General features: G+C 43.0%; 20 protein-coding genes. 10 read left to right on the top strand and 10 right to left on the bottom strand.

All coding sequences use genetic code 11. From position 1 onward, the window contains the following. The first annotated feature begins 60 nt into the window (after nucleotides 1-60). Complete coding sequence (locus tag AB6811_RS12885) at nucleotides 61-3894, top strand: PAS domain S-box protein (RefSeq protein WP_369490933.1); 3834 nt, start codon at nucleotides 61-63, stop codon at nucleotides 3892-3894. A 2-nt stretch (nucleotides 3895-3896) separates the two neighbouring features. After that, nucleotides 3897-4283: a response regulator gene (locus AB6811_RS12880; protein WP_369490931.1), complete on the top strand. Its 387-nt coding sequence runs from the start codon at nucleotides 3897-3899 to the stop codon at nucleotides 4281-4283. Here AB6811_RS12880 and AB6811_RS12875 read toward each other — a convergent pair. Beyond that, entirely contained in the window at nucleotides 4280-5206 is a 927-nt protein-coding gene (locus AB6811_RS12875; protein WP_369490930.1) for a magnesium transporter CorA family protein, read from the bottom strand. The two genes, AB6811_RS12880 and AB6811_RS12875, sit on opposite strands and share 4 nt — an antisense overlap. Before the next feature lie 371 nt (nucleotides 5207-5577). Further along, entirely contained in the window at nucleotides 5578-5703 is a 126-nt protein-coding gene (locus tag AB6811_RS12870; RefSeq protein ID WP_369490928.1) for a hypothetical protein, read from the bottom strand. A gap of 696 nt (nucleotides 5704-6399) precedes the next feature. On the opposite strand from AB6811_RS12870, the gene AB6811_RS12865 reads away from it, so the two are divergent. From AB6811_RS12865 to AB6811_RS12850, 4 genes are all read left to right on the top strand, one after another. Further along, on the top strand, nucleotides 6400-8616 hold the full coding sequence (locus AB6811_RS12865) for a sodium-translocating pyrophosphatase (RefSeq protein WP_369490926.1): 2217 nt from the start codon (nucleotides 6400-6402) through the stop codon (nucleotides 8614-8616). Between the two features lie 109 nt (nucleotides 8617-8725). Beyond that, entirely contained in the window at nucleotides 8726-10357 is a 1632-nt protein-coding gene (locus AB6811_RS12860) for a glycosyltransferase family 2 protein (protein WP_369490925.1), read from the top strand. After that, nucleotides 10354-11178 carry a glycosyltransferase gene (locus AB6811_RS12855; protein ID WP_369490924.1) on the top strand — a complete coding sequence of 275 codons (825 nt, stop codon included), beginning with the start codon at nucleotides 10354-10356 and terminating at the stop codon, nucleotides 11176-11178. Before AB6811_RS12860 ends, AB6811_RS12855 begins: the two co-directional genes overlap by 4 nt. 1 nt (nucleotide 11179) lies before the next feature. Further along, complete coding sequence (locus AB6811_RS12850) at nucleotides 11180-11749, top strand: L-threonylcarbamoyladenylate synthase (protein ID WP_369490923.1); 570 nt, start codon at nucleotides 11180-11182, stop codon at nucleotides 11747-11749. A gap of 36 nt (nucleotides 11750-11785) precedes the next feature. On the opposite strand, the gene rnc is transcribed toward AB6811_RS12850, so the two are convergent. The 3 genes from rnc to AB6811_RS12835 are packed head-to-tail and all read right to left on the bottom strand — an operon-like array spanning nucleotide 11786 to nucleotide 14129. Further along, a complete protein-coding gene (gene rnc / locus AB6811_RS12845; RefSeq protein ID WP_369490922.1) occupies nucleotides 11786-12580 on the bottom strand; it encodes a ribonuclease III in 795 nt (264 codons plus the stop codon). A gap of 9 nt (nucleotides 12581-12589) precedes the next feature. Further along, complete coding sequence (gene fabF / locus AB6811_RS12840) at nucleotides 12590-13837, bottom strand: beta-ketoacyl-ACP synthase II (RefSeq protein ID WP_369490921.1); 1248 nt, start codon at nucleotides 13835-13837, stop codon at nucleotides 12590-12592. Between the two features lie 55 nt (nucleotides 13838-13892). Continuing rightward, a complete protein-coding gene (locus AB6811_RS12835; protein WP_369490920.1) occupies nucleotides 13893-14129 on the bottom strand; it encodes an acyl carrier protein in 237 nt (78 codons plus the stop codon). Between the two features lie 178 nt (nucleotides 14130-14307). Between AB6811_RS12835 and purN the strand changes: the two genes are divergently transcribed. After that, the gene (gene purN / locus AB6811_RS12830) at nucleotides 14308-14877 is read left to right on the top strand and encodes a phosphoribosylglycinamide formyltransferase (protein ID WP_439655723.1); all 570 of its coding nucleotides are present in this window, start codon (nucleotides 14308-14310) and stop codon (nucleotides 14875-14877) included. On the opposite strand, the gene AB6811_RS12825 is transcribed toward purN, so the two are convergent. Next, a complete protein-coding gene (locus AB6811_RS12825; protein ID WP_369490917.1) occupies nucleotides 14874-15560 on the bottom strand; it encodes a hypothetical protein in 687 nt (228 codons plus the stop codon). The two genes, purN and AB6811_RS12825, sit on opposite strands and share 4 nt — an antisense overlap. A 336-nt stretch (nucleotides 15561-15896) precedes the next feature. Between AB6811_RS12825 and AB6811_RS12820 the strand changes: the two genes are divergently transcribed. After that, the gene (locus tag AB6811_RS12820; protein ID WP_369490916.1) at nucleotides 15897-16652 is read left to right on the top strand and encodes a hypothetical protein; all 756 of its coding nucleotides are present in this window, start codon (nucleotides 15897-15899) and stop codon (nucleotides 16650-16652) included. Here the strand turns inward: AB6811_RS12820 and AB6811_RS12815 are convergent. Further along, complete coding sequence (locus tag AB6811_RS12815) at nucleotides 16620-17537, bottom strand: CPBP family intramembrane glutamic endopeptidase (protein ID WP_369490915.1); 918 nt, start codon at nucleotides 17535-17537, stop codon at nucleotides 16620-16622. The genes AB6811_RS12820 and AB6811_RS12815 overlap by 33 nt on opposite strands. 95 nt (nucleotides 17538-17632) lie before the next feature. Between AB6811_RS12815 and dusB the strand changes: the two genes are divergently transcribed. After that, nucleotides 17633-18661, top strand: a complete 1029-nt coding sequence (dusB, locus tag AB6811_RS12810; RefSeq protein WP_369490914.1) for a tRNA dihydrouridine synthase DusB — start codon at nucleotides 17633-17635, stop codon at nucleotides 18659-18661. On the opposite strand, the gene polA is transcribed toward dusB, so the two are convergent. The 3 genes from polA to AB6811_RS12795 all read right to left on the bottom strand — a co-directional run bounded on the left by polA (nucleotide 18658) and on the right by AB6811_RS12795 (nucleotide 22365). Next, nucleotides 18658-21429 carry a DNA polymerase I gene (gene polA, locus AB6811_RS12805; RefSeq protein ID WP_369490913.1) on the bottom strand — a complete coding sequence of 924 codons (2772 nt, stop codon included), beginning with the start codon at nucleotides 21427-21429 and terminating at the stop codon, nucleotides 18658-18660. The two genes, dusB and polA, sit on opposite strands and share 4 nt — an antisense overlap. 15 nt (nucleotides 21430-21444) lie before the next feature. After that, nucleotides 21445-21891 carry a 6-pyruvoyl trahydropterin synthase family protein gene (locus AB6811_RS12800; RefSeq protein ID WP_369490912.1) on the bottom strand — a complete coding sequence of 149 codons (447 nt, stop codon included), beginning with the start codon at nucleotides 21889-21891 and terminating at the stop codon, nucleotides 21445-21447. A gap of 111 nt (nucleotides 21892-22002) precedes the next feature. Continuing rightward, nucleotides 22003-22365, bottom strand: coding sequence for a hypothetical protein (locus AB6811_RS12795; RefSeq protein WP_369490910.1), 363 nt, complete (start codon nucleotides 22363-22365; stop codon nucleotides 22003-22005). Nucleotides 22366-22468: 103 nt separating this feature from the next. Between AB6811_RS12795 and nfo the strand changes: the two genes are divergently transcribed. Continuing rightward, a complete protein-coding gene (gene nfo, locus AB6811_RS12790; protein WP_369490907.1) occupies nucleotides 22469-23320 on the top strand; it encodes a deoxyribonuclease IV in 852 nt (283 codons plus the stop codon). The last annotated feature ends 6 nt before the right edge of the window (nucleotides 23321-23326 follow it).

The raw sequence follows: 23326 nt of genomic DNA, 5'->3' as shown, positions 1-23326 counted from the left end.
AATTTTTTTCCATATAAAATATTCTATCTTTACGTATAGGAAACTACACCTACGAATAAAATGAGTATTCGTAAACTATACTCACATCCCTATTCAGCAATACTTGCAGCATTGCTTACGGCCAGCGTGTTCATTTTCATGTTTATCTACCTGGCAGTAAACCAGCGTAAACACATTTATGAATCGTCCAAGGAGGTCTCAAAGGAGGTGCTTCGTCAAACTGCTGGCGAAACCCAGCTCTATTTCACTGCAGCCTATGTGGTTGCTAATTCAATTCAGCAACGTGCAATAATACTGAAGCAAAAAAATGGAACCCGCAACGATATTAAGAATCTTTTAAAGGACGTTCTTACCAGCAACCCTAATATTTTAGGGGCTTGGGTTCTATGGGAATCCAATGCTTACGACCAGAATGATTCCCGGTTTAATCATAGCAATGAATTCCCTTGCAATGGACGTCTCGGGATAACATACTTTCGCGATAACGATACATTATACTCTGAGATTGTTCCATGCAACGATTACCAATCGTTCTTTTATACCGATGCAAAACAAAAGCGCAGTGCGGTTCTCTCTGAACCATATCTGTTCAGGTACACCAACTATAGCAATCTGTATTTTGGATGTACCATTTCCGTTCCAATAATGAGCGATACAACCTTCCTAGGTGTTGTGGGGGTTGACATAAACCTTAACTTTCTACAGAATGCAATATCTTCAGTAAAACTTTTCGACACCGGATTTTTATACTTGGTTTCCCCTAAAGGGTTAATTGTTAGCTATCCCGATTCTACTAAAATTCGGAAAAATTTTTACCTAGAAGAAAGTAGAGCCGATAGTGCCTATACCGCCAAGGCCTTTATGGGAAATGAAGTTTCTGCTGAAACCTATTCAAATTACCTAAAAGAAAGAGTATTTCGGTTTTACTATCCAATTAACCTATACCTGAGCGATAAACCCTGGATGGTAATTAGCGAAATACCCATTGAGAAAGCATCGTCACGTTCAAGGCAGGTGGTATGGGTGGCAACTTTTGTTATGGCTATAGGTATGCTGCTTATTTTTTACCTCGTTCTCAACATCTTTGAGCGCCGTAAATACCAGCAACGTATCGAGGATGCGCTCTGTGAGGCAGAAAAACAGAAAGCCAATGCGGTTGAAAGTTTCCAAAACTACCTTGAAATCTTCAACTCTACCAGCGAAGCTATTTTTATTCACGATGCCGAAACAGGAGTAATTATCGATGTAAACGACCAGATGCTTAAAATGTATGGATTACATAGTAAGGAAGAGGTAATAGGTAAGCATGTCGATTTTTTCTCCTCAGGAATTGAACCATACGATACTAATGGAGCCCAGGAACGGATAAAACAAGCAATAGAGGCTGGTAGTGCTGTTTTTGAATGGCAAAGCAAACGATCCGATGGCTCAATTTTCTGGTCTGAGGTTTCGCTTAAGTTCACTTTTATTAATGGTAAAAACAGAGTGCTAGCTGTAGTCCGCGATGTAAGCGACAGGAAAATTGCCCAGCAAGCACTGGAGTACCGGGAGCGTAAGTTCCGTGAACTAGCCGACCTTTTACCCCTGGTTGTTTGGGAAGTTGACCTAAATGCGCGATTTACCTATGCCAACAACATTGGGTTCAAACTTTTCGGCTATACCCAGGAGGATCTGGAGAAAGGCATCACCATTATCGACCTCATTGCCCCTGAAGATAGGCAGAGGGTTGCCCAAAATATTAAAAAACTCTTTATTGAAGGTAAAACATCTGACGAGGAGTACCTTGCCCTCAGAAAGGATGGTTCAATTTTCCCAGCCAACATATTCTCAAGCGTTGTTTACGAAAACAATATCCCAAAAGGGCTTAGAGGGATTCTAATTGATGTAACCGAAAAGAAAAAGGCTGAACAAGAAATCAAGGAGAGGGAACAGCTCTATAGAACTGTGGTTGAAAGCCTGAATGAGGCGCTTATGATGGTCGATAACAACGACCGTATACTATTTGTGAACACCCGATTTACAGAGATGTTTGGATATAAGCCGGAAGAGGTAATTGGGAAAGTAGGAAATGAGTTTTTAATTCCTGAGGAAAGGCGACATGAAATAGTTGAGGCAAATAATCAACGGAAACAGGGGATAAAGAATGTTTACGAAATGCAGTTCAAGGCCAAAGATGGCCGAATGGTCGATTGCATGGTTAGTGGCGCACCTGTTTACAATGCTCATGGTGCTGTAACTGGTTCTATTGGAGCAATAGTTGATATCACCGAACTCCGAAAAGCCGAAAAAGCATACCATGAAACCATGATGCTTTTCGAGACCCTCTCCCACATGTCGCCCGTAGGCATCTTCCGAACCGACGCTCAGGGTAAAACCACCTATGTTAATCCAAAGTGGTGCGAACTATCCGGATTAACACCCGAACAGGCAAAAGGCGATGATTGGATTAAGGCTGTTCATCCGGAGGATAGGCAAAAGATACTCGATGGTTGGTACGAAAGGGTTAATTTAGAGGAAAGCTCATCAACTGAATACCGATTCTTAAAACCCGATGGTACAGTGGTTTGGGTTCTGGGCAATGCTTTGCCCGAAAAAAATGCCGATGGAATCAATGGTTATATAGGAACCATTACCGATATCACCCAAATAAAACAAGCCCAGGAAAAGCTAGAACGGAGCGAGCGGCGATTCCGTGAGCTTACCGAACTCCTACCCCAGTCCATTTGGGAAATTGACCTAAACGGAATGGTAACCTTTGTGAACAAGTATGGGCTGGAAAATATGGGTTACACCTATGAGGACTTTAAAAAAGGGGTGAATATCTTTGAAACCATTGTTCCTGAATTTAGGGAAGAAACTATCAGGCTTTTTAAACGACGGCTGCAGGGGGAGACTGCACCTGGGCTTGAGTACCCAGCACAACGCAGGAATGGCGAACGATTCCCTGCTCTTGTGTACTCATCCCCTATAGTTGATAATGGAATAGTTGTTGGGTTAAGGGGGATTTCCATTGATATTACAGAAATAAAGAAAACCCAACAGGAACTTGAAACCTATAGAAACCACTTGGAGCTACTTGTAAAAGAACGCACTGAGGAACTCGAGGCAGTAAACGAGGAGCTAACCTCAGCCAACGAGGAACTTTACAATCAGCGCGAAAAGCTAATAGAAACCTTACAGGAACTAAAGAACGCTCAGCAAACCCTAATCCAATCGGAGAAAATGGCATCGCTTGGTTTGCTTGCGGCTGGGGTTGCTCACGAAATAAATAACCCCCTGAATTTCATACAGGGAGGCATTATTGCCATTGAGGGATATATCAACGATAAGTTTAAAGCACAAAAAAGCGAGCTACAGCCATTAGTTGATGCTATCAAGGAAGGAGTTAAACGCTCAGCCCAGATTGTAAGAAGCCTTAACCAGTATAGCCGTGCCGACTATACAAAACACTCAAATGTTGATTTACACAGGGTGATTGACAACTGTCTGATACTACTTTCCAATCAGTACCGCGATAGAATTGAGATCATAAAGCATTACAACGAGGATTCAACAAGTATTTACTGTAACGAGGGCCAAATACACCAATCGTTCATGAATATTCTCATCAATGCCATTCAAGCTATCGATGGCACAGGGAAAATAACCATAACAACAAAATCAACGGACAAAACCTGTAGGGTGATTTTTGAGGATACCGGATGCGGAATTGACCACGAAAATTTGACAAAGATTTTCGATCCGTTCTTTACCACCAAGGAGCCTGGAGTGGGAACAGGGCTGGGGTTATCCATCACCTACAACATCATAAAGGAACACAAAGGGAATATTAACATACACTCCGAAAGGGGCAAAGGAACAAAAGTTACAGTAGTTTTACCTAAATCGAGCTAGCCATGGATGCAACAGGAAATATCAGCGTGCTCCACATCGACGATGAGCCAACAAACGTACTGCTTTTTGAGGTAAACTTCCGGAGGTATTACCAGGTAATAAGTTCCAACTCCGGTGCTGATGGGTTAACAAAACTTACCCAAAACCCAAACATCGATGTTATTTTCTGCGACATGAAAATGCCTGGTATGAACGGGCTTGAATTTGCCCGTGAGGCAGCAAAGGTAAAACCGGGAATACCCTGCTTCATCCTGACAGGCTACGATATTTCGCCCGAAATATACCATGCTATTAACGAGGGATGGGTAAGCGGTTACATACAGAAACCGTTTGAGGTTGATCAAATTATTTCAGCTGTAAATAAGGCTACCCGAACAACCGCTGATTAGTACCACTTTTTCCGCATGAATATCAGCAAAGCAAAAACAGATATAGTTATCGATGCAATAACTATAGCACCAAATGCCCAGGGATGAGTTTCCATGTTATTGGGAACATTCATCCCATAAAAACTAGCAATTAGTGTTGGAATCATAAGCACAATGGAGATAGAGGTTAAACGCTTCATCACAATGTTTAAGTTATTGGATATAACCGAAGCGTAAGCATCCATCATACCGCTTAGAATGTCGGAGTAAACGCTTGTAGTTTCCTGTGCCTGGCGTAACTCAATCTCTACGTCCTCCAACAGTTCCGGATTATAGGTATCGCGGTAGCTACGCAGGTTTTTTATCCTGTGCAGCAGTATATCGTTGCCCTTTAGCGATGTGGTAAAGAACACCAAGCTCTTCTCAATGCGAAGCAGATCCTGTAGTTCCTCGTTACGGATGGAACGTTCAAGCTGGTTTTCGGCCTCCTTAATGTCGTTGTTTATCTGTTTTAGGTACTTCAGGAACCATACACTTGACGATAGCATTATCCTGAGTACCTGATCGAAATGATCCTTTATTAAAATTCCCTTACGAACCGAGAATTGAATGAAATCAGGGATCACCTCGCAACGGTAGAAACTGATTGACACAAATACCTCATCCTTAAAAATAATACCAAGAGGGACTGTGGTGTAGGGAATTTTCAGATCGGTATTCTTATAAGGTAATCGCATCAGGATAAAAAACCACCCGTTCTCATACTCAATACGGGGGCGCTCGTCAACGTCCTCAATATCGTTGTAGAAAGCATCGGGTACCCCGAGCTCATCGAGCAAATAGCGTTTTTCCTCGTTAGTAGGATTTTCGACGTTTACCCAGCAGTAGGGTTCCCATTCGGCAGTTGGATGTAAACCAATGTCCCTTTTCCAGAATGAAATCATGTACTATCCCTCCAAAATTTTATAGAATAGAGGTATAGTACATTACCTCTATTCCGGGTTAACTATCAGGGTGATAATCGTCCATATTGAAATTTGACTTTTTTTCCGACCGTGCAAAGTTAATTTTTTTTGTTTTAATACTACCATCAAATTTGAATGTAATGCTTTTTTTGTGAATATTCTTTAGCTGACTTATAAATTAGAACCAATGCTTTTTAGGGATATTTCTAGTGGTGAGTCCCAATTTATTGGGCCTTGGAACGATAAAACCTTTGGCATTCGAACTCCCCCTGTAATGCTGAGCCCAGTCGAAGCTTCTCTTTGAGCTTACAACTTTTAACTTACAAAATTCCTCGACCAATAGGAATGGCTTATGTAGTGGCATAAAAGCCTGACCCGACAATGGGTCGGGGGTGGAACGTTGCGGTGGGCTTTGTAAGCGATACCAGATGAGTCACGCCGGAGGCGTGGCGAATTGTATCGCACAGCAGTTCCACCCTCGGGGCACCCTTCGGGTCAGGCTTTTCAGCCTTGATTTTCTTTGGTTCTTTCTTGTATCAAGACAAGAAAGAACGTGTAAATCGCTCTTTGCATTGCCTTTCTATTGCGATGCAACGATTCACCCTTGCTCTTTGGCATATGCACTGCATGCATCGCTATACGGGTGGGAGTCGTTTGGGAGTTACAAATGTTTAGCCCCTACAGGGCAGGATGCGTTGTTCGTTGTTCGTGAATCGTTGTTCGTGAGTGCCATTCTGTGTAACACCGTGTTACACTGTGTAACCCTGTGATACCAGTTTAGTTGATGGTTGATGGTTGATAGTTGATAGAAATTCAATAGAACACAGATAGCACAGATTGGGGTGATTTACGCAGATTTTCACCAAACACTAAATACCACCCATAAGGTACTCGGTACACTGAACCCTTCGACTAGATCAGTTTGACAAATGGTGGTTTACTTTTGGTAACTAAACGAAATTGAAAACAGAATTTAAATTCTACCAAACCAAAGTTATTGAATCTTTCAACGAACATCTTTTAATAAAATTTGTTAATGAAAAAACTTTTAAGTCAACCTCTTTTTTTTGTTCGAATATACTCAGCTTAAATTACACTTCGTATATTAGCTAAATGTTTATATGAAAATTATCTATCTAAATATATCAATAACAACCTAAATTATTAAACCTATGATTATTGACAATTTGTTCTGGATTGTACCGATTGCATCGGTGATTGCCCTGGCGTTTGCTTACCACTTTTTTAGGCAGATGATGAGGGAAGATGAGGGTACTGACCTGATGAAAAAGATTGCACAGCACGTGCGTACGGGTGCCATGTCGTACCTAAAGCAGCAGTACAAGGTGGTGTTTATTGTATTTATTGTGCTGATGCTGCTTTTTGTATACTTGGCATTTGGACTGGGAGTGCAAAACAAATGGACACCGTTTGCATTCCTAACCGGTGGTTTCTTTTCCGGTTTAGCCGGATTTTTTGGAATGAAAACCGCCACCTATGCATCGGCTCGAACGGCTAACGCTGCTAAGAACTCCCTAAACCATGGCCTTAGGGTAGCATTCAGGTCGGGTGCAGTAATGGGATTGGTTGTGGTTGGTCTGGCAGTACTCGATATTTCCTTATGGTATCTGATCCTCAACTACTTTATCGATGAACCCGATAGCTCTCATAAGTTAATCATCATTACCACCACAATGCTTACCTTTGGAATGGGTGCCTCAACCCAAGCACTGTTTGCCCGTGTGGGTGGTGGTATTTATACTAAGGCCGCTGATGTGGGTGCCGACCTTGTAGGTAAGGTTGAGGCAGGTATCCCGGAGGATGACCCCCGCAACCCAGCCACCATTGCCGATAACGTGGGCGATAATGTGGGCGATGTAGCCGGTATGGGTGCCGACTTATACGAATCTTATGCAGGGTCAATTCTTGCCACTGCAGCCCTAGGGGCAACAGCATTTGCTGCAACCGGAGTAGACATGCAGTACAAAGCAATCCTTGCACCCATGTTAATTGCTAGTGTTGGCATAGTGCTTTCCATTCTAGGCATTTATATGGTTCGTACCAAAGAGGGCGCAACCATGCGTGACCTGCTTCGCTCGTTGGGTGTGGGCGTTAACGTGAGCTCAGCACTAATTGCAATCCTTACCTTTGTAATCCTTTACGCATTAGGCCTGCAGAACTGGATGGGAATATCCTTCTCGGTTGTTACAGGGTTGCTGGCTGGCATTATAATTGGACTATCAACGGAATACTTCACCTCGCACTCATATAAGCCTACCCGCAAGATTTCTGAAAGCGCTCAAACCGGACCAGCTACGGTTATCATCTCAGGGGTGGGTTTAGGAATGGTGTCAACTGCCATACCTGTTATTACCATTGCAATAGCAATACTAATTGCATTCCTTTCGGCCATCAATTTCGATGTTAAGCACATGCTCGATGCCCAAAACATTCAGTTAGGCCTATACGGTATAGGTATTGCCGCTGTTGGAATGCTTTCTACACTGGGTATTACCCTGGCTACCGATGCTTACGGTCCAATTGCCGACAATGCTGGAGGTAACGCTGAAATGAGCCACTTAGACCCCGAGGTTCGCAAACGTACCGATGCACTTGATGCTTTGGGTAATACAACTGCAGCTACTGGTAAAGGATTTGCCATAGGCTCCGCAGCTTTAACCGCCCTAGCGCTTTTAGCCTCCTACATTGAGGAGATTAAAATTGGGTTAATCCGTATTGGTGAGAATGTAATTACACTTGCCAATGGCGACACCATTGATACCGCAAAGGCAACCATTGTGGACTTTATGAACTACTACCAGGTTAACCTGATGAACCCCGTTGTGCTTGTTGGCGTTTTTATTGGAGCCATGATGGCCTTCCTGTTTAGTGGCTTAACCATGAACGCTGTTGGTCGTGCTGCACAAAAAATGGTTGAGGAAGTTCGTCGTCAGTTCCGTGAAATTAAGGGCATCATGGAAGGTGAAGCCGAACCCGATTATGCTCGCTGCGTGGCCATTTCAACTCGCGGTGCTCAAATCGAGATGATTCTGCCATCGCTTTTGGCAATAATTTTACCCATTGTTACCGGCTTGGTTCTTGGCGTAGCAGGTGTTTTGGGATTACTTGCCGGTGGTCTTGCCGCAGGCTTTGTTCTTGCAATTTTTATGGCAAACTCAGGTGGAGCTTGGGATAATGCCAAGAAATACATCGAGGAGGGGAACTTTGGCGGCAAGGGTTCCAACAACCACAAAGCAGCAATTGTTGGCGACACTGTAGGCGATCCATTCAAGGACACCTCAGGCCCCAGCCTTAACATCCTTATCAAGCTCATGAGCATGGTATCAATAGTAATGGCAGGGCTAACCGCATCCTTTAGCATATTATAAAATTTATGCCTTTAATGAAAGACCCGGCGTAAGTCGGGTCTTTTTGATTGTAGTAAACAAGCAAAAAATCATACCTTTGCCAAGAATCATAGAATAATTAATCTACGTAATGGTAAAGATTTCTGCGGTTATTATAACCCTCAACGAGGAAAATAATATTGAGCGTTGTATTCGCTCGGTTCAACGTGTTGCCGATGAGATTTTGGTGGTTGATAGTTTCTCGACCGATAAAACCGAGCAAATTTGCAAGGAGTTGGGAGTTCGTTTTATTCAACATGAGTTTGAAGGTTTTCGGGATCAGAAGAATTACGCCATATCGCAAGCCATCTACGATTACATCCTTGCTCTCGATGCCGACGAGGCCCTGTCGGTGGAACTGGAAAAGGAGGTGCTTGATGTTAAAAATAACTGGAAGTTCGATGGCTACAGGTTTTTCCGCCTCAATAATTACTGTGGTAAATGGATATTACACACCGATTATTATCCTGAAAAACGAATTAGATTATTCGATAGGCGAAAGGGTAAATGGCATGGAGCTAATATACACGAAGTGGTGAAAATGGCTCACGGGGCTACGGTTGCTACCCTAAAGGGTCATCTGCTTCACTGGCGTTACCAGTCGTACGAGGAGCATATCAACGAAGTAAACCTATACTCAACCATTTCGGCGAAGGAGTACTATAAAATGGGAGTTAAGGCTGGTTATTTTAAAATTCTTTTTCATACTTCATGGCGATTCATCCACTCATATTTTTTCCGTCGGGGGTTCTTATCTGGTTTTAACGGTTTAGTCATTAGCAGCCTTTTGGCTAAACATTGCTTTTTAAAATACGCTAAGCTTCGTAAACTTTACAAAATAAATCGTAAAAGGCAACCCTTCCCATTTTTAAACCTTTTAAATATGCCGGTAGGCAACAAGCCATTGACCTCGGTTATAATAACCACCTATAACCAACCTGAATGGCTAAGGAAAACCTTATGGGGGTTTGAGCACCAAACCGAAAAGCGGTTTGAGGTTTTGATAGCCGACGATGGTTCGGGCGATGAAACCAAACAGGTTGTTGATGAGTTTAAAAGTAGAGGTTTGCTAAACATTATACATGTGTGGCATCCCGACAACGGATTTCAGAAATGCCAGATACTCAACAAGGCAATTCTAAAAACAAATTCCGATTATTTAATTTTTACCGATGGTGATTGCATACCCCGTCGCGATTTTGTTGAAGTTCACATTAGCAATGCTAGGCGAGGAAAGTTTCTTAGCGGGGGTTATCTGAAATTAGTAAAATCGGTTTCCGCAAATATTTCTTATACCGATATTCAAGAGGGGGCACCTTTCATTTCATCGTGGCTCATGAAAAACGGACAACCGTTTACCTATAAATTTTTAAAGCTAACCCAAAACCCATTTATACAAAAGATATTAAACGCCATTACAACAACTAGGCCAACCTGGAATGGGCACAATGTAAGCGGTTGGAAAGATGATATTATTTCAGTAAACGGTTATAATGAGGATATGCAGTATGGCGGGCTTGACCGCGAGTTAGGCGAGAGGTTAATGAATTATGGTATTAAAGGAAAGCAAATCCGATATAGCGCAATTTGTGTCCATCTGGATCATCCTCGTCCGTACCGCACAAAAAGCACTTGGGATAAGAATTATCGTATCAGAAAGGAAGTAAAGCGGAAAAAGTTGAAGTGGACATCAAACGGTATTGATAAATACATACAGCTGTGAAAAAAGAATTATTAGCCTCACTAATAATTTCAACCTATAAAAATACCGAGTTCCTAAAAGTTGTATTGAACTCAGTATTTGCTCAAAGCGATATGCGTTTTGAGATTATTATTTCCGAAGATGCCGAGCATGAACATGTTAAGGCTTTTGTGGAACAACTTAAATCACCAGTTCCGCTTTACCACCTCACTCAACCGGATATTGGCTGGCGCAAGAACCTTGCCTTAAACAGAGCCATTGCAGCATCCAATACTGACTACCTAGTTTTTATTGATGAGGATTGCGTGCTTCACCCCCGATTTATGGAATTCCATATTAAGTGGGCTGATGAAAAGGCTATACTGGCTGGCAAAAGGGTTAAACTTGATGCTTACTCATCAAAACTCATCTATGAAGGTAAATTATCGGCAGATCGAATGAACGCCTATTTACTTTCAAACTACTTTACCATAAGGAAAAACGGTGCACGTTTCATTGAGGAGGGTTTTTTTATTAACCCAAATGGAGCAATGGGGTTAATTCCTCGCCTTAGAACCATGCATCAGCTTAAAGGCTGTAACATGTCGTTCCCCAAAAGTGCCATATATGCAATAAACGGCTTTGATGAGGATTATACCCGACCAGCCATAGGTGAGGATATCGATCTTACCTGGCGCTTTGCAAAAGCTGGCTATAAATTAAAATCGGTGCGAAATGTTTCCGTGCAATATCACCTGTATCATAAAGAGAATTGGAGCAATCAGGAAGAAAATATCAGAATGATGCTTGAAAAGCAAAAAAGAAACGAATTTATCTGTAAAAATGGATTAGTCAAACTGTAAGATGGAAGACAAGACAATAATAGACGAAACAATTAAAATTTTACGCTTGGGTGGCATTATCCTTTACCCCACCGATACCATATGGGGTCTTGGCTGCGATGCCACCAACGAGGAGGCGGTTGCCAAACTGATGGCATTAAAAAAGCGCAACGATAGTAGGGGTTTTATTATTTTAGTCGATTTGCCAGCCCGAATCCCTTCATATGTTGTCGATATCCCCGAAATGGCCTGGGATCTAATTGAATTATCCGATAAACCGCTAACCATTGTATTTGATAAGGGCAAAAACCTTGCCCCATCGGTTTACGGGGAAAAAGGGACTATTGCCATCCGTGTTACCCGGAGCAAATTCTGCCAGCAGCTTATTTCAAGGTTTGGCCGCCCAATAGTATCAACCTCGGCCAACTACAGTGGAAACCCATTTCCAAAAAACTTCAACGAAATTTCACAAGAATTAATTTCATCGGTCAATTTTGTTGTTCCCGAAACGTTCGACTCCGAATCTACTGGAAAACCATCGTCGATTATTGCCCTAGGAAAAGGAAACCAGGTTAGAATTTTTAGGGAGTAAGCAAAACCTTTTGCTGAGCGGTGTGCGCCAAATGGTTTAAATTAGTTCGTTGCTGGGATCTTCGTTCGGTGTTTCTTCCTTTTGTTTTTCGCTTTGTAATTCACCCTCAGCTAATTCAATTCCTTGCATTGAGGCTTTCTGTTCTGCTTCCTTTTTCGATTGGCCTAAGCCACGGCCAATCTCCTTCCCATTCCAGATGAGTATTGCCTCAAACTGTGGTTTTTGCTTATTATCGCCGTAATCGTGAGTATCAAAGGCAACCTTAATGTGCAGCTTTTGCGCAATTTCCAGAATTCGGCTCTTGTAATCGTATTCAATGCTTTCCAGCTCTTCAAGGTTGATATGGTGCCGTAGGAAGTTGTTTACCACCACATCGCTGGTAAACTTAAATCCCTTATCGATAAACATGGCGCCAACTATGGCTTCCAGGGCATTACCGTAAATATACTTTTGGTGGTTAAGGGCACCATTATTTACCTTGACCACGTCAGGTAGCCCAATACTGATTGCAAGCTGGTTCATATTGTTGCGGCTAACAATCTTTGCCCGCATTTTAGTAAGGAAACCCTCGTCGCTATTGGGGAATTCAGCAAATAGGTAGTCGGCCACAATGGCATCGAGGATGGCATCGCCAAGGTATTCCAGCCTTTCATTATCAACCTTTTGACCAGGCGATATAATAAGCGAAGCTGACCTGTGAACCAGCGCCAGCTTGTAAACATCAAGATTATCGGGGGCAAACCCCAAAATTTTTTTAAGATTCTGATAAAATTCTTTATCGGCGGCCGTTAAGCGTAACCGACGTATGGGTTTACTTAAGAATTTTAACACGATGAAAAACTACATCTTTTTTACGATGATGGATGCGTTGTGTCCACCAAAACCAAAGGTGTTACTTAAAGCAGCACGAACAACTCGCTTTTGCGCAACATTTGGCGTTAGGTTAAGCTTGCTGTCAATTTCAGGATCAACCTCTTTTAGGTTGATGGTTGGTGGTACCACATCTTTATAAACGGCCATAACTGCAGCAAGAGCCTCAATGGCACCGGCAGCGCCAAGCAGGTGACCGGTCATCGATTTTGTTGAGCTGATATTTAGCTTGTAGGCATGCTCACCAAAAACTTGGATAATGGCTTTTGTTTCAGCAACATCGCCAAGTGGAGTGGCTGTACCATGAACGTTAATGTAATCGATATCCTCAGGTTTCATGCCAGCATCGCGTAAGGCATTTTCCATAACCTTACGGGCTCCAAGCCCCTCGGGGTGAGGTGCTGTCAGGTGGTATGCATCGGCCGACATGCCGCCGCCTACCAGCTCACAGTAAATTTTAGCCCCACGGGCTTTAGCATGTTCGTACTCTTCGAGTATCAGAGCTCCAGCTCCTTCACCCATAACAAAACCATCGCGTGTTGCATCAAATGGGCGTGAAGCAGACTTGTACTCATCATTACGGGTTGATAGTGCCTGAAGCGCATTAAATCCAGCAACGCCAACTTCGTTAACTGAGGCCTCAGAACCTCCGGTTACAACAACGTTAGCTTTCCCGGTTCGGATTACATCGAGAGCACAAATAATACCGTTGGTAGCCGATGCGCAGGCCGATACGGTTGAGAAGTTTGGTCCACGGAAACCGTACTTCATGGAGATATGCCCGGCTGCTATGTCGGCAATCATCCTAGGAATGAAAAAGGGGCTAAATCGGGGTGTTCCATCACCACCGAAATAGCCTCTCATTTCCTCGGTAAGGGTTTGTAAACCCCCTATACCCGATGCCCAAATTACTCCGGCCATATCGAGGTCAATGGCCTCGGGGTTAATGCCTGAATCCTTCATGGCTTCTTCTACTGCCACCAGCCCGAACTGTGTATAAGGATCAAGCTTTTTAACCTCCTTGCGATCGAAGTAGTTATTCGGGTCAAAATTCTTTACCATGCAGGCAAATTTGGTTTTGAATTTCGACGTGTCGAAACTTGTAATGAGTTCACAACCACTAACTCCATTCTCAAGATTAGTCCAGTATTCCTGAATGTTATTCCCTAAGGGGTTAATGGTTCCAACACCAGTAACAACAACACGTTTCATTTCCATATAAAAAAGTGTTTTAGTTTAAAAACCAAAATTTGCCTTGCCGGTTAATAGTTAATTACTTGCTGTGCTGTTCAATGTACTTGATAGCATCACCAACGGTGCTGATCTTTTCAGCTTCCTCATCGGGAATAGAAAGGTTGAATTCCTTTTCGAATTCCATAATCAGCTCAACGGTGTCAAGTGAATCGGCACCAAGATCGTTGGTAAAGCTAGCTTCAGGAGTTACTTCGTTCTCATCTACTCCAAGCTTGTCAACAATGATCGACTTAACTCTAGTTGCAATGTCTGACATAGTTTTAAAATTTAGTTAGTAAATTGAGTTTTCAAATCACAAAGAAAAACTTATTTTCACCTGAAAACAAATCAGATGGTAAAAACGTGGCAAAAGTAATTTTTTTGTTCATATTTTTGACGCTTGTTAACAATTTTTTTTTGACAGTCGTTTAAATTTAAACCTTATCTGCCTGATTATGTTCAACATAGCCATTTTTGCATCGGGATCAGGATCCAACGCCGAGAATATTGCCAAACACTTTTTGTCCAATCCAAAGCTTAAAATTACTCTAATAGCCACCGAAAACCCTAATGCGTTTGTTCTGGAAAGGGCTAAGCGTTTAGGGATACCAACTTTTCTTTTTACCATGGATGAGCTCAGGAATGGGAGTGTGTTGAGTAAGCTAATTGAGCAAAAAATTGATTTTATTGTTTTGGCCGGATTCCTGAAAATGGTTCCCGTTGAAATGGTTCGGCACTTCAACAATCGTATTGTGAATATACATCCAGCTCTACTCCCTAAGTATGGTGGTAAGGGCATGTATGGAGATAGGGTTCATAAGGCAGTTATTGCAGCAGGGGAAACGGAATCGGGGATAACCATTCATTATGTAAATGAACACTACGATGAGGGTGATATAATATTTCAGGCACGCTGCTCGGTTTTACCCAACGATACACCCGAAACCCTAGCTCAAAGGATACATGAGCTTGAATGGGAGCATTACCCTAAAGTTATTGAAACGCTTTTAGAGAAAATGGGCTAGTCCTCAAGGATTCGCTTCCCGAAGTTTACATGCAACCCAACCGAAATGGTTACAAATTGATTATCCCAGTACCGTTTATCGTGGCCACGGAGCGGGAATGAAAAACCAAAACATCCCACAAGTCTAATACGCTTGTAACCAATCTTACCCACAATTCCAGGTTCATAGAACCAGTTTTTTTGTGGACTAATGTCAACCAACGACAGTCGGTTTACCACGCTGAAATCGAGCCAGTCGTTACAGAAACCCAAAGCGGGTTGTATGAACCATCGGTTAAAGGTAATATCGGGTGGCCCGTCCCAGGTAATATTCCTGAACTTGGCAGGAACTTGTCCAACACCTCCTCCCGCATAGATTTCAAATATACCCATGTCGCTAAAACGTTCGGTGTAGCCAATGGCTCCTTCAACTAACTTCCACTTTTCAGTAACCTCAATATCGTTCTCAACCTTTTTATCCTGTTGAAATTGTCCATTAACCATCAGTCCAATATTATCGGTTACTGCAGCTGCAGCTTGAGCCTCCAGGCCAGATGAACCACCCCAAACATTGAACTGAGCATCACCCTTATTTCGGAGCAAAGGGCTGTTGAAGGTATTTGGTACATAGGCAATTTTACATGCTTGAAGCATTAGCGCATAAACCAGTAACCTGAATAAAATCGCAATGTATTTTTTATTCATCCTTTTTGGGACAGTATCGAAACTTTTGAGCAAGTTAAATCAATACTTTGTTTTTGTCAATACTTTATTCAAATTGTCTTGAATTGACAAATTCAACCGGGCTATTAGAATGGGAAAGCGGAAACTTTTTGAGAGGAATTCGTCAATTAAAAAATCACTTGACGTTTTCGTAAGAAATTTTTCATGTAGAAAAATATAATTAAAAAAGCCCATAAAATAGGCCTTCCAGAGTAAGTTGCTTATTTTTAGCTAAATTCCCTTAATTTTTTTTAGCGAATAGAGTTGATTTTTTCATTTCTTAGATTATATTCGCAAGTGATAAGCTTTTATCGTTCAGTGCAAAACAAAATTGTTAGTGCCATGCCCTACCGCCGATTACCCAACACCGATAGCGCTCGCCTTCGCGCGCTTAAAGCTGCTTATAAAATGGGTAAAAATACCCACCCACAGGAATTAGCCTTTTCGCAGGCAACATTTTCAAAGGTTGAACTATTCATAAACTCATTCGAAAAGGCTATAGCGCACTATAAAGCTGCATACGATACTCAGGTTGAACGAAGTAAGGATTACCAGCAACTGGTAAAAAAGGCTAGGTTGTATCTTTCGCATTTTATTCAGGTAGTAAACATGGCCATTGCCCGGGGTGAACTACAGCCTGCAGTACGAGAACATTACGGTATGGATATTGATGAGTCAAAACTACCCTCACTCAATACTGAAAAAGACCTTATAGAATGGGGCAAAAAGATAATTGAGGGTGAAATGGCACGCACCCGTAAAGGGATGACACCAATTACCAACCCCACTATTGCTGTTGTTAAGGTGCGCTACGACCAGTTTCTTGAAGCCTATAACTACCAAAAAGTGCTCCAACACAATACCCAGCGCATGCTTAATGAGCTGAATGAACTCCGTAAAAAAGCCGATGAAATAATCCTAACCATCTGGAACGAAGTGGAGGAACACTTCAAAGACCTCTCGGATGAGGAACGCAGGGAAAAGGCAACCGCTTACGGTTTAGTTTACGTTTATAGAAAAAACGAGATAAAGGGGTTATCGCTACTCGATAACGCTATCCCCCGTCTGTTTTAGTTCGCTTTCCCGTTCAAACTCCCTTTTAATGCTTGCTATAAGCAGCGAAGTTGCTATCAGGCTAACAAGCCCAAGTATCCAAAGGTCATATATACCACCAATATTTTCAATTCTCTTATCGGCCGCACCCATACCCATAAGCATATAACCTGTGGCGGCAATGGCATTGTTAAAGAAATGCGCAGCTATGGGAACCCATATACTACCTGTAACCTCAAGCAGGTAACCAAATGCAACGCCCAGCGCAAAACGGGGTATAAAACCTTGAAACTGCATGTGTATAGCGCTAAACAGCGCAGCCGCAAGCAAAATACCAACCCATCGCGAGCGCGTATACTCAACTAGCCTCCGCTGAAGGATTCCCCGGAAAATGAGTTCCTCACCTACTGCGGGGAGGATGGCAATCATCAATATATTAACCAGGTAAGCCCAAATACTACCGGTTAACAGAAAGGCCTTTGTAATAGCCTCTGCCTTCCTTTCCATCTCTACCATCCAGTCGCTCATGGGAATCAGCTGGTTGATAGATGCCAAAAGGTTTATGGCCGGAAGCGAGATAAGTACTATAATAAATGTTTTGAGTATTGTTTGGAATTTCACCTTTTCAAAGCATAGGTAACTCCATGGTTTTTTGGAAAAAAGAAAGGCCGATAGAATGGCTGGTATAATAAAAATTCCTGTGGTTTGTAGAATTTGTATTAGCTTTAGAGCATTTAAATTAGTTAGGTTGTTTCCTAAAACAACCTGCACTCCCGATGCACCATACATTAAGCCTAGAAGCAATATTCCAATTAACGAAAAAAACGTGGAGCTAACAAAAATGATTGCTCCAAAAATCACCATCTTTCCAATAAATGATTTTGATTCAAAAGACCCATATTCCATAAACTAAAAAATTTTTACAAAAGTAATTCATATCAGCTTTCAACAAAGCCTTTAACAGTTTTCTTTTGATATTTTTGCATGGCAAAATCAAATGGATGAAAATAGGGAATATTGATTTAGGCGATAAACCAGTGTTACTGGCTCCCATGGAGGATGTAACCGACCCATCGTTCCGTTATATGTGCAAACACTTTGGTGCCGATATGATGTATACTGAGTTTATTAATGCCGATGGGCTTATCCGCGATGCTGGGAGCAGCGTAGCAAAACTAACCATTTACGATTACGAACGACCCATTGGCATTCAGCTTTACGGCCATATAATTGAGAGCATGGTTGAGGCTGCCCGGGTTGCTACCGAGGCAAACCCCGATGTTATTGACATAAACTTTGGATGCCCGGTTAAAAAGATTGCCAACCGCGGCGCAGGCTCAGGTATGATGCGCGATGTTCCCAAAATGGTTGAGATGACTCGCCGAATTGTGGAGGCTACCCATTTGCCAGTTACAGTTAAAACCCGCTTGGGTTGGGACGACCAATCGAAAAATATTGTTGAAATTGCTGAACGCCTTCAGGATGTTGGGATAAAGGCCATTACCATTCATGGCCGCACCCGCGCTCAACTTTACACCGGCAAAGCCGATTGGACACTCATTGGTGAGGTTAAGAGTAATCCTCGGATGCACATTCCCGTTATAGGCAACGGCGATATTGATAGTCCAATTAAGGCCAAGGAGATGTTTACCCGTTACGGGGTTGATGGAATTATGATTGGGCGCGCCACCTATGGTCGTCCATGGATTTTTGCTGAGGTGAAGCATTACCTTAAAACCGGTGAGCTTATGAAACCCCTCTCTACCGCTGAAAAGGTTGAAATTGCCCGCTTGCACTTTGAGCGTTCGCTGCAGGTTAAAGGAGCCAAAACCGGAATGCTCGAAATGCGAAGGCATTTTGGTTCATACTTTAAAGGATTACCACACTTCAAGGATATCAGGCTAAAACTACTAACCACACTTAACCCCGATGAGGTTTACTCACTCCTAAGCCTAATAGCTGAACGCTATGGCGAATATGTGGTTGACGAGTCCATTAATCCCTCGCCCTGGGCCGACAAGCAAGACTAGTGCGCCTCAAGCCAGTTGCTGCCAGTACCAATCTCCACCTCCAGCGGAACGCTTAGTGTGGCTGCACCCTCCATGCATTTCTTTACAATTGCTTTTACCTCATCTAGCTCTGGGCGGTAAACATCGAATACCAACTCGTCGTGTACCTGAATTATCATTTTGGACTTTAGCTTGCCACTCTTGAACTCGTCGTGAATTCTAATCATCGCCATTTTGATGATATCGGCGGCCGAGCCCTGAATGGGAGCATTAATTGCGTTCCGCTCAGCAAGCCCACGAACCACCTGGTTGTTTGAGTTGATATCGGGCAGGTAGCGCTTACGTCCAAAAATGGTTTCAACCCATCCCCGCTCACGAGCCTGCGATACGCATTTTTCCATGTACTCCTTCACTCCCTTGTAGGTTGTGAAGTAGCCATCAATCAGCTCCTTTGCTTCGGTTCTTGAAATACCTAACCGCTGCGATAAGCCAAACGCTGATATGCCGTATATCATTCCAAAGTTGGCTGTTTTTGCCTTCCGGCGTTGGTCTGCAGTAACCTCATTCAGGGGTATCCTGAATATTTTTGCTGCGGTTGCAGCGTGAATATCCTGCCCTTTTTCAAAAGCCTCGAGCATGGCGGGGTCGGCACTCATATGCGCCATAAGGCGCAACTCTATTTGGGAGTAGTCGGCTGATAGTAGCAGGTAATCGCCTGGCGATGGAATAAAAGCCTTCCGAATCTCCCGCCCGTTCTCATCGCGTATGGGAATATTTTGTAGGTTAGGATTGTTAGAGCTTAACCTTCCGGTTGAAGCCACCGCTTGATTGAACGAAGTGTGTATTTTCCCAGTTTTTGGATTTACCAGCGTGGGTAGGGTTTCGATATAGGTTGAAAGCAATTTCTTTATGCCTCTAAACTCCAATATTTTGGTAACAATAGGATGGGCATCGATATACTTCTGGAGTTCCTCCTCGTTGGTTGAGTACTGCTTGGTTTTGGTAAGCTTGGCATCGGACGATATCTTAAGCTTTTCAAATAGAACCTCGCCAAGCTGTTTGGGCGATGAGATATTCAAATCAGGCACTCCGGCCATTTGGCGTATCACGCTTTCGAGCTCAACCAGCTGCGCTGAGAGAATCTCCCCGTAATCCTTTAAGCTTTTGGTGTCGAGCGATACACCATTGCGCTCCATGTAAGTAAGCACCTCAACTAGCGGTGCTTCAAGGGCAAAATACAGATTGGTTAAGCCCTGCTCCTCGAGCTTATAGAACAGTACATGCTTGAGCTGCAAAGCTAAATCGGCATCCTCGCAGGCATATCGGGTAATTAGTGAAGCCTCAACGTTTCGCATGCTACCCTGCTTGGAACCCTTCTTCCCAATAAGTTCCTCAATGCTAATAGGCTTGTAGCTCAGGTAGATTTCGGAAAGGTAATCGAGATTATGGCGCGAATCGGGTTCTAACAGGTAATGGGCAAGCATGGTATCGTAAAGGTGTCCCTTAATTTCAATTCCATAGCTTAGCAGCACCTGCATATCGAACTTAATGTTCTGTCCTACCTTGGCAATGGTTTCGGTACCAAATACATTGGCAAACTCCTTAACCACCTCTTTTGCCTGGTTTTGATCCGATGGTACGGGAACCCACCAAGCCTTACGCGGCGAAATGGCAAACGATAAGCCAACCAGCTCAGCCGATATTGGGTCAAGCCCAGTTGTCTCGGTATCGAATGCAAACTCACTGGAATTTTGCAGTTCTTTAATCAAAATTCTACGTTCCTCTGGGGTTTGCGCAATGCGGTAATCAACCTCAAAATCGTTAATGGTTTTGAGGTTAATGGCTGGCTTTGGTGTTTCGGCTGCAGGCATATCGAACAGCGAGCCCTGGACGTACTGTGGCTTTTCCGCTTTTGGCGTTGCAGTAAACTCCTTGAGCATCGACCTAAACTCCAGATCCTCCAGTATTGGCACTAGCTCATGGGTTTTTGGCGATTTCACGGCAAGGTCGTTTTCAATATCAACGTTGAGGTCGATATTGGTAACAATACTTACCAGCTTACGGTTAAGCGGAATAATGTTAAGTGCAGCCTCAAAGTTCTCCCTTTGTGCCAGGCTAAGCTTATCGAGATTTTGAAGTAGGTTATCGATGCTCCCAAACTGGGAAATTAGCTTAGCAGCGGTTTTCTCACCCACCTTGTTAACACCCTTGATATTATCGGAGGCATCGCCCCAAAGGGCAAGAATATCGATAAATTGCTTTGGATCTTGGATATCGTAATCCTTACAGAATTGCTCTGCAGTAACAATCTCCATCTCGTTTCCACTCCTACCAGGCTTGGCAATAATAATGTTCTCGCTTAAAAGTTGACCGTAGTCTTTATCGGGAGTCATCATTATCACCTCAAACTCCTTGGGGTTTGCCTTTGTGGCAAGTGTGCCAATAACATCGTCGGCCTCAAAGCCCTCCTTTTCAATAATTGGAATGTTAAGTGCGTTTAAAAGGTTTTTAATAACAGGAACCGATGCCCTAATATCCTCAGGCGTTTCATCGCGCTGGGCTTTGTAATCGGGGTAAATATCGTTCCTGAAGGTTTTTCCCGATACATCGAATGCTACCGCCACATGGGTAGGGTTAAACTTTTTGATAGCATCGAGTGTGGCCCTGATAAAACCGTAAATAGCCGATGTGTTCATTCCCTTGCTGTTACGCATTGGGCGATTGATAAAGGCATAGTATGCCCTGTAAATTAGGGCATAAGCATCGAGCAATAGCAGGCGTTTTTTCATGGTTTTGGTAAACAGTTACAGGTTGTCGGTTGCATACCATTCGGCATACGATGTGGCAGTCTCGTTAAGTTTTAGGTGATGTAGTGTTACATTAACCGGAAGATTAGCCTTTATAATTTCAGCAAAGTATTGAATCATATTCTCACAGGTGGGTTGGAATGGCAAGGCCTCAATACGATTGAAACCGGCCTCCCTAAGCTTTGCATGCGTTGGTGTATTGGCCATTACGGCCACAGCATGGTCAAACCTATCAACAATTAGGGGGTTAACTATGCGTTTTAGGTCGCCAAAATCCATAACCATACCCAGCTTTGGGTGCCCTTGTTTATCGATAGGCTCACCAATAACGGTAACCGCAAGTATGTAGGAATGACCGTGCATGTGTCGGCAAAGGCCGTCGTAGCCCTCAAGGGCATGGGCCATCTCAAACCGAAACTCTTTGGTTAAACGGATTTTTGGCATATGGGTAAGTTTACAAGTTAAAAGTTAAAAGTTAAAGGTTTAAGGTTCGTGGTGTTGATGCGATTTATGGGGTTTTAGGTTAAATGTTAAAAATATTCCTTTCCCCAACGTTTACAATTCTTCTCCAACTACTCTTGTCATCACAAATACCCCGCAAACATCCTCGGAATCGTAGCTGTGACCCACAATCTTTTTTTCATGGGTGTAAGTACCCTCAAGCACATCGAGATTGTAATTCAGAATGGGAGTCCCATCGGGGTGCATCACTTCCACGCCTTTTAGAACAATAGTGTGACCATGAACGTTACCCTCAACAATTTGCCTTACCATGAATGGCTCTTCATCCTCAATACACTCTTCGTACTCCAGGTATCCAACAATAAGATCACCTTTTTGCTCCAGAAAGGCAAAACCCTTATCGGTACCGCACTCAAACTCCTCAGAAAATGTCCATTTCCCTGTTAAGCTATCCATGTATATAAAATTCAATTTTTACAAAGATAGTGAACGCAAACTCAAAGTCTTTGTTTATTGAGTAAATTTACGCAAATTGATGAACCATTTCAACATTACTGTCATGAAGTTTATTGGAGCCCATGTAAGTGCGGCAGGTGGGGTTGAGAACGCCCCCGTAAATGCCCATATTATAGGAGCCACAGCGTTTGCACTTTTTACAAAGAACCAACGCCAATGGGAAGCACCGCCACTCACCCAGAAAAGCATTGATACTTTTAAAGCAAACCGTGAGAAGTATGGCTACACACCCTCACAAATTCTACCACACGATAGTTACCTTATTAACCTTGGTAACCCCGATAGCGATGCGCTAGAAAAATCGCGCAATGCATTTCTCGATGAAATGGTGCGTTGCCAGCAGCTTGGCCTCGATAGGCTTAACTTTCATCCGGGTAGCCATTTGAATAAAATTTCAGAAGAGGAGAGCCTTTTGCTCATTGCCGAATCAATTAATATGGCTTTGGAGCGCACACAAGGAGTAACGGCGATAATTGAAAACACGTCGGGGCAGGGAAGTAACCTTGGCTACACCTTTGAGCAAATAAGGTTTATTATCGACCACGTTAACGACCAATCGCGTGTTGGAGTTTGTATTGACACATGCCATGCCTTTACGGCCGGATACGATATATCGACACCCGAAGCTTTTGCCAAAACCTTTAGCCATTTCGATAGGGTGATTGGTTTTAAATTCCTTAAGGGCATTCACCTTAACGACACCAAAAAAGGGCTAGGCAGCCGTGTAGATCGCCATGAGAACATTGGCGATGGCCTTTTGGGAATTGAGCCTTTCCGGCTCATTATGACCGACCCACGCTTTAATGGAATCCCAATTATCCTTGAAACACCCGATGAGTCGCGCTGGGCTGAGGAAATTAAGATGCTAATGAAGTTTGCAAATGCTAAGGAGTAAATATCA

Source organism: Tenuifilum sp. 4138str, assembly GCF_041102575.1.
Taxonomy (GTDB): Bacteria; Bacteroidota; Bacteroidia; order Bacteroidales; family Tenuifilaceae; genus Tenuifilum; species Tenuifilum osseticum.
Note: the sequence above shows the minus strand (reverse complement) of the source record. Positions and strands in the feature narration are given on the sequence as shown.

Coding starts and splice junctions, on each gene's coding strand:
- AB6811_RS12795 (WP_369490910.1), bottom strand. CDS start 22,365: ATGGATAGCTTAACAGGGAAATGGACATTTTCTGAGGAGTTTGAGTGC.
- purN (WP_439655723.1), top strand. CDS start 14,308: ATGTTCAACATAGCCATTTTTGCATCGGGATCAGGATCCAACGCCGAG.
- AB6811_RS12800 (WP_369490912.1), bottom strand. CDS start 21,891: ATGCCAAAAATCCGTTTAACCAAAGAGTTTCGGTTTGAGATGGCCCAT.
- nfo (WP_369490907.1), top strand. CDS start 22,469: ATGAAGTTTATTGGAGCCCATGTAAGTGCGGCAGGTGGGGTTGAGAAC.
- AB6811_RS12850 (WP_369490923.1), top strand. CDS start 11,180: ATGGAAGACAAGACAATAATAGACGAAACAATTAAAATTTTACGCTTG.
- AB6811_RS12880 (WP_369490931.1), top strand. CDS start 3,897: ATGGATGCAACAGGAAATATCAGCGTGCTCCACATCGACGATGAGCCA.
- AB6811_RS12885 (WP_369490933.1), top strand. CDS start 61: ATGAGTATTCGTAAACTATACTCACATCCCTATTCAGCAATACTTGCA.
- AB6811_RS12815 (WP_369490915.1), bottom strand. CDS start 17,537: ATGGAATATGGGTCTTTTGAATCAAAATCATTTATTGGAAAGATGGTG.
- AB6811_RS12875 (WP_369490930.1), bottom strand. CDS start 5,206: ATGATTTCATTCTGGAAAAGGGACATTGGTTTACATCCAACTGCCGAA.
- AB6811_RS12825 (WP_369490917.1), bottom strand. CDS start 15,560: ATGAATAAAAAATACATTGCGATTTTATTCAGGTTACTGGTTTATGCG.
- AB6811_RS12865 (WP_369490926.1), top strand. CDS start 6,400: ATGATTATTGACAATTTGTTCTGGATTGTACCGATTGCATCGGTGATT.
- AB6811_RS12860 (WP_369490925.1), top strand. CDS start 8,726: ATGGTAAAGATTTCTGCGGTTATTATAACCCTCAACGAGGAAAATAAT.
- dusB (WP_369490914.1), top strand. CDS start 17,633: ATGAAAATAGGGAATATTGATTTAGGCGATAAACCAGTGTTACTGGCT.
- fabF (WP_369490921.1), bottom strand. CDS start 13,837: ATGGAAATGAAACGTGTTGTTGTTACTGGTGTTGGAACCATTAACCCC.
- AB6811_RS12835 (WP_369490920.1), bottom strand. CDS start 14,129: ATGTCAGACATTGCAACTAGAGTTAAGTCGATCATTGTTGACAAGCTT.
- polA (WP_369490913.1), bottom strand. CDS start 21,429: ATGAAAAAACGCCTGCTATTGCTCGATGCTTATGCCCTAATTTACAGG.